The following is a 5,821-nucleotide window of genomic DNA, read 5'->3' as shown; positions in this document are numbered from 1 at the left end:
CTGACCCACCGCATTCGCGAGCAAGCCCGCTCCCACACAAGCCCGCTCCCACAGGGGTTACTGGGTCACTGCCACTTTCGTGTTGCGGACCCGCAACTTGTAGGCAATGAAGATAATCCCCACCCACACCGGCATCGCAAACACCGAATTGCGAATCCCCGGAATCGCCAGCATCACGCTGATAATCACCACCATGAACGCCAGGCACAGGTAGTTGCTGAACGGGAACCAGAAGGTCTTGAACGACGGCGTCACGCCTTGCTCGCCCATGGCCTTGCGGAACTTGATGTGGGTGAGGCTGATTAGCGCCCAGTTAATCATCAAGGACGCTACCACCAGCGCAAACAGCAACTCCAGCGCACTGTGGGGCGCCACGTAGTTGACCACCACGCACAGCATCGTCACCAGTGCCGAAATCGCCAGGGCGCGCAGCGGTACGCCTTGTTTGTTGAGCTTCATCAGCGCTTTCGGCGCGTCGCCTTGCTCGGCCAGGCCGAACAGCATGCGGCTGTTGCAGTACACGCCGCTGTTGTACACCGACAGCGCCGCGGTCAGCACCACGAAGTTGAGGATGTGCGCTGCGGTGTCATTGCCGATCAGCGAGAAGATCTGCACAAACGGGCTGCCGCTGTAGGCATCGCCCGACGCGCCGAGGGTTTGCAGCAGTTGGTCCCACGGGTACAGCGACAGCAGCACGGTGAGGGCGCCGACGTAGAAAATCAGGATCCGGTACACCACCTGGTTGATCGCTTTCGGGATCACCTTGCGGGGTTCGCTGGCCTCGGCGGCAGTGATGCCCACCAGTTCCAGGCCACCAAACGAGAACATGATGAACGCCATCGACATCAACAGCCCCATGCCGCCATTCGGGAAGAACCCGCCGTGGCTCCACAGGTTGCTGATGGACGCCTGCGGGCCTCCGGTGCCGCTGAACAGCAGGTAGCAGCCGAGCACGATCATGCCGACAATCGCCACCACCTTGATGATCGCGAACCAGAACTCGGCTTCACCAAAGAACTTCACGTTCAGGGTGTTTATCAGGTTTACCGCGACAAAAAACACCAGCGCACTGACCCAGGTCGGAATCTCCGGCCACCAGAACTGGATGTACTTGCCCACCGCCGTCAGTTCGGCCATGCCCACCAGGACGTAGAGCACCCAGTAGTTCCAGCCCGCGAGGAAGCCTGCGTAACCGCCCCAATACTTGTGGGCGAAGTGGCTGAAGGAGCCGGCCACCGGCTCTTCGACGATCATCTCGCCGAGCTGGCGCATAATCAGGAACGCGATGAATCCCGCGATTGCGTAGCCGAGGATCATCGACGGGCCCGCCGACTTGAGCACCCCGGCCGAGCCGAGGAACAACCCCGTGCCAATCGCCCCTCCCAAGGCGATCAGCTGAATGTGCCGGTTCTTCAGGCCTCGCTTGAGGCCTACCGGGTTAACCATGTCATCCGCCATTAACATTCCCTTCTACTTGTTTTTCTCAGGGTTGAGTGCACGCCGCATCAGCCCCTCAGAAGTGCTGAGGGGTCAGATATTACTCTGCGTAAACTTTTCGTAATACAGCTGAACGCCAACAAGTGCCTGATCCGCCAGCCATTGCTGGACGGATTCGACCATTGGCGGGGGGCCGCACAGGTACATATCCGCCGAACTGTCCCGCAGTTCGGCCAGGTCGAAATGCTCGGTAAGGTAGCCGCGTTTGCCGAGCCATTCCGGCGAGGGCGCGCTGAGGACTTCGCTGTAGCGAAACCCCGGGATTTTCCCGGCGTAGGCCTGGATGCGCGCCGCTTCGCACAAGTCCTCGGCGCCGCGCACGCCGTAGTACAGGTGCACCGGCTGCTCGCAGCCGTTGGCGGCCAGCTCATCGAGCATGCCGAGCAACGCCGACAACCCGGTGCCGCCCGCCACCAGCACCAATGGCTGGGTCACGTGGCGCAGGTAAAAGGCCCCCAGCGGCGCCTCCATCAACAGTTCATCGCCCACTTGGCAGCGTTCGCGCAAATAGTTGCTCATCACCCCGTCGGGCAGCAGGCGCACTAGAAATTGCAGCTGAGTGCCTGGCCGGTTGGCAAACGAGTACGAGCGCCAGCTGTCCGTGCCCGGTACCGCAATACGCGCATATTGGCCGGGCAGAAAATCCAGCGCCTGGTCCAGCTGCACGTGCAGGATCGCCGTGCTGGCCGAGACCTGCTCCAGCGCGCTCACCGTGCCGCGTACCTGCACCGGCCCCGGCGCATTGCACAGGCTCGAATCAAAGTCGAAGTAGAAGGTCGCGTCGGACTGCACCCGCGTCTGGCAACTGAGCATCTTGCGCTGTTGCAGGTCGAGGCTGGACAGGGCTTCTTCGTCCACATAGTCCTGGCTGTAATCGCCGGATTCGCACCGGCCCTGGCAGGTGCCGCACACGCCTTCGCGGCAATCCAGGGGGATCTTGATGCCATTGCGCAGTGCCGCATCCAGCAGGATTTCATGGCTGCCCACGGGAAAGAACAGGGTCTTGCCGTCGGCAAAACTGAACGCCACTTTGTGATTCATCAACAAAACTCCCGGTGCCTAGAGGTGATAGAAATCCAGCACCGAATTGATCGTGTCGTTGAGCAACAACGCATGCTTGCGCGTGATTAGCCAACTGTCGCCATGGGGCTTGAGGCTATAAGTGGCGTGGCCGTAGAACTGCTCCGAGGTGGCCAGGCGATAAAACAGCGTGTGCCAGTTCAACTTCACTTCCAGCGTGCCGTCGGCCTGTTCGGCAATACGTACGTTATCGATCAGGTGCAAAGTGCGCGGCATCGGGGTGGCCGACGCGGCTTTGCCGGTGCGCAGGCGGAACACGCGGTCTTCCAGGCCGGAACGGTTGGCGTAGTAGATCAGCGACATCTCGCGCTTGGGGTCGCGGGTGTAGACGTGTTCCGAGTCCCACTGCGGCAGGTGGAATTCGCTCTGCGGGTCGAACAGTTGCACATAGGCGTCCCAGTCCTGGGCGTCGCACAGCTCGGACTTGCGGTAGAAGAACTGCTCGATCTGGTACTGCAATTGGGCATTCATCATTCCACCTCCCGCAGGGTCAGCGCTTGTTTGTCGAGGCCGTCGAGGAGGAAGCGTTGCCAGTTGCGGTGCTGGTTCACGTAGAGGCCTTCGTGGGTGAATTCGGTGCCGGTCATCGCCGGTTGGATGCCGATGGCTTCGCTGTTGGGCGTGGGCCCGGTTTCCCAGCGGTGGCTGCCGCGGGAGATGTCGCTCCAGCGTTCCAGCCGGCCCTGGAACCCGCGCTGCGCTTCGCGGAATTCCACGAGGTCGTCCGGCGTGCCCATGCCGGAGACGTTGAAGAAATCTTCGAACTGGCGGATGCGGTTTTCGCGGTCGGCGTCGGACTCGCCCTTGACCCCCAGGCATTGGCTGATGATCTCGGTCTTGTTCCACGCCACCGGGCGGATGATGCGCAGTTGCGAGCTGATCTGGTCGAGAAAGAACAGGCTTGGGTAGATGTTCAGGTTGCGCAGGCGGTGCATCATCCACTCGGCTTTTTGCTGGCCGTGTTCCTCGACGAGGCGCGGCATGATCGTCGCGTAGCCGGAGCGCACGCTCGGGTTGGGCATGTCGCTGAACAGCACGCTGTGGCCGTTGTTGAAGGCGAACCAGCCGTCATCGGTATTCGCATCGCCGGCGCCGAGTTTGCTGTAGTCCAGCGTGCTGCCAGAGGCGGTGCCGTTTTCCGTATTCACCTGCTGGCGATGCTGCACGGTGGCCACGTAGTTGTAGTGCACGGTGCTGACGTGATAACCGTCCAGGCCGTTTTCGTTCTGCAGTTTCCAGTTGCCGTCGTAGGTGTAGGCGGACTTGCCCGGCAGCACTTCCAACTCACCGCTGGCGGACTGGGCGACCATCATGTCGAAGAACACTTTGGCGTCGCCGAGGAAGTCTTCCAGGCTGTCGGTGCCATGCACATCCAGGCTGATGAATACAAAACCCTTGTAGCTCTCGATGCGCGCTTTTTTCAGGCCGCGCGTCGCCTTGTCGAAACCTTCGGGGTATTCCCCCGGCGCCTTGACCTTCACCAGCCGGCCATCGCTCTTGTAGCACCAGGCGTGGAACGGGCAGGTAAAGGTCGACTGGTTGCCCTTGCCGACCCGCGTCAACGTGGTGCCGCGATGCTGGCAGGCGTTGATTAGCGCGTTCAGTTGGCCCTCGCCGTCGCGGGTGACGATCATCGGCTGGCGCCCGGCGCGCATCGTCACGAAGTCGTGGTTATTGGCCAGTTCGCTTTCGTGGCAGGCGTAGATCCAGTTTTTCTCGAAGATCAGTTCCATCTCCAGGTCGAACAGTTGCGGCTCGGTGAACATGTCGCGGGCGATGCGGAACACCTCATCCACCGGGCGAAAATCCAGGCAACCTTCGATAAACGTTTTCCACTGCTCGACGCTTCTTGCACCACTCATGGGAGGCACCTTTTTTGATAGGGGCTAATCGGTGGTTTATTAGAGGCAGTGGGGCAGGGCGCGGGCTATCCGCTTAATCGGGGAAGGTGCGCCGGATAATTGGGCAGCAAATACCCACGGTGGTGCAGGGCGGTGACGCAATGCGCTACTGTCTTCGCAGGCAATTGCCAGAAAAGTCCTAGGTTTATCCACATAGTCCGCCGGTCCTATCCACTCAGTGGCAATGCCCCCGGCGTGGCGTGGAACTTGCTGTCGAACCACCACAATGACGCGCCGCCAGAGCGCGCAAACGCCTAACCGCCGTGGGTGCATCCTGATGAGCAGCCAAACGATTCAACGTTTCGACCTGGAGGGCGCCCGTAGCTGGATGTCCGGTATCTGTGGGCCCCATCGCCTCACCACCGCCACACCCGAGCGCTTGCGCTTCCACCACAGCGCCAATGTGCTCAAGTCCCGCGCCACTACCTTGGGCGTGATCGCATACGGCACCGACGTGACCATCGACATCGAAGACGCCGAGCACTTCAGCAGCTACAGCCTGAGCCTGCCGCTGGAAGGCGAACAGGAGCTGAGCAAGAACGGCGAGCGCCTGAGTTCCAACCGTGACCAAGGCGTCATCATCTCGCCCAACGAGCACCAGGTGCTGGCGATTTCCGGCGATTGCCGCAAGTTGCAGGTGGTGATTACACGGGCGGCGATGAGCGAGTCCCTGGAGGGTTTGCTGCAACGCCCGATTGACACGCCACTGCGCTTTGAATCGGTGATGGATGCGGTGGAGGGCGCGTCGGCGTCGTGGTGGCGCATGGCGCGCTACTTTATTGCCGAGTTGGAATGCAGCAGTGAATTGTATGAACAGGCGGCGTTTACCCGGGACCTGGAAAGCTCGTTAATCAAGGGCTTGATCCTTGCACAGCCGAACAACTATTCAGAAGAACTGCGCGATGTCCTGGGGGTGAAGCTGCCGCACTACCTGATCCGCGCGCGGCAGTTTATCCACGACAACGCCCGCGAAGCGGTGCACCTGGAAGACCTGGAAGCCGCCGCCGGGGTGTCGCGGTTCAAGCTGTTCGATGCGTTTCGCAAGTACTTTGCCCTGTCGCCCATGGTCTATTTGAAGAAGTACCGGCTGAGTGCGGTGCGCCAGGAGATTCTTGAGCTGGGTGCGACGCGGACTATTTCCGAGATTGCCTTGGGCTGGGGGTTTACGCATTTGGGCAGGTTCTCGGCGGAGTACCGGAAGCTGTTTGACGAGTCCCCCAGCCAGACGCTGCAACGCAAGCGGCTGCGCGGTACCTGAAAACTATGGAGATCAAATTGTGGGAGCGGGCTTGCTCGCGAAAGCGGTGGGCCAGCTTGCACATGTATTGCTGACCCACCGCTGT

Annotated in this window: 5 protein-coding genes; 1 reads left to right on the top strand and 4 read right to left on the bottom strand. The window is 60.9% G+C overall.

Annotated features, from left to right (window positions below; all coding sequences use genetic code 11):
- Positions 1-57: 57 nt before the first annotated feature.
- The 4 genes from NUV89_RS26905 to antA all read right to left on the bottom strand — a co-directional run bounded on the left by NUV89_RS26905 (position 58) and on the right by antA (position 4,439).
- Positions 58-1,458, bottom strand: coding sequence for an amino acid permease (locus NUV89_RS26905; RefSeq protein WP_257783699.1), 1,401 nt, complete (start codon positions 1,456-1,458; stop codon positions 58-60).
- Positions 1,459-1,530: 72 nt separating this feature from the next.
- The gene (antC, locus tag NUV89_RS26900) at positions 1,531-2,538 is read right to left on the bottom strand and encodes an anthranilate 1,2-dioxygenase electron transfer component AntC (RefSeq protein ID WP_257783698.1); all 1,008 of its coding nucleotides are present in this window, start codon (positions 2,536-2,538) and stop codon (positions 1,531-1,533) included.
- Between the two features lie 18 nt (positions 2,539-2,556).
- Positions 2,557-3,048: an anthranilate 1,2-dioxygenase small subunit gene (gene antB, locus NUV89_RS26895; protein ID WP_257783700.1), complete on the bottom strand. Its 492-nt coding sequence runs from the start codon at positions 3,046-3,048 to the stop codon at positions 2,557-2,559.
- On the bottom strand, positions 3,048-4,439 hold the full coding sequence (gene antA / locus NUV89_RS26890; protein ID WP_257783697.1) for an anthranilate 1,2-dioxygenase large subunit: 1,392 nt from the start codon (positions 4,437-4,439) through the stop codon (positions 3,048-3,050). The genes antB and antA overlap by 1 nt, the downstream gene beginning before the upstream one ends.
- Positions 4,440-4,755: 316 nt before the next feature.
- Between antA and NUV89_RS26885 the strand changes: the two genes are divergently transcribed.
- The gene (locus tag NUV89_RS26885) at positions 4,756-5,736 is read left to right on the top strand and encodes a helix-turn-helix domain-containing protein (RefSeq protein WP_257783696.1); all 981 of its coding nucleotides are present in this window, start codon (positions 4,756-4,758) and stop codon (positions 5,734-5,736) included.
- The last annotated feature ends 85 nt before the right edge of the window (positions 5,737-5,821 follow it).

The sequence above is a fragment of the Pseudomonas sp. 18.1.10 genome (assembly GCF_024655625.1).
Classification (GTDB): Bacteria; Pseudomonadota; Gammaproteobacteria; order Pseudomonadales; family Pseudomonadaceae; genus Aquipseudomonas.
The sequence above is the reverse complement of the archived record's forward strand: the minus strand, read 5'-3'. Positions and strand labels throughout refer to the sequence as shown.

Coding starts and splice junctions, on each gene's coding strand:
- NUV89_RS26905 (WP_257783699.1), bottom strand. CDS start 1,458: ATGGCGGATGACATGGTTAACCCGGTAGGCCTCAAGCGAGGCCTGAAG.
- antC (WP_257783698.1), bottom strand. CDS start 2,538: ATGAATCACAAAGTGGCGTTCAGTTTTGCCGACGGCAAGACCCTGTTC.
- antB (WP_257783700.1), bottom strand. CDS start 3,048: ATGAATGCCCAATTGCAGTACCAGATCGAGCAGTTCTTCTACCGCAAG.
- antA (WP_257783697.1), bottom strand. CDS start 4,439: ATGAGTGGTGCAAGAAGCGTCGAGCAGTGGAAAACGTTTATCGAAGGT.
- NUV89_RS26885 (WP_257783696.1), top strand. CDS start 4,756: ATGAGCAGCCAAACGATTCAACGTTTCGACCTGGAGGGCGCCCGTAGC.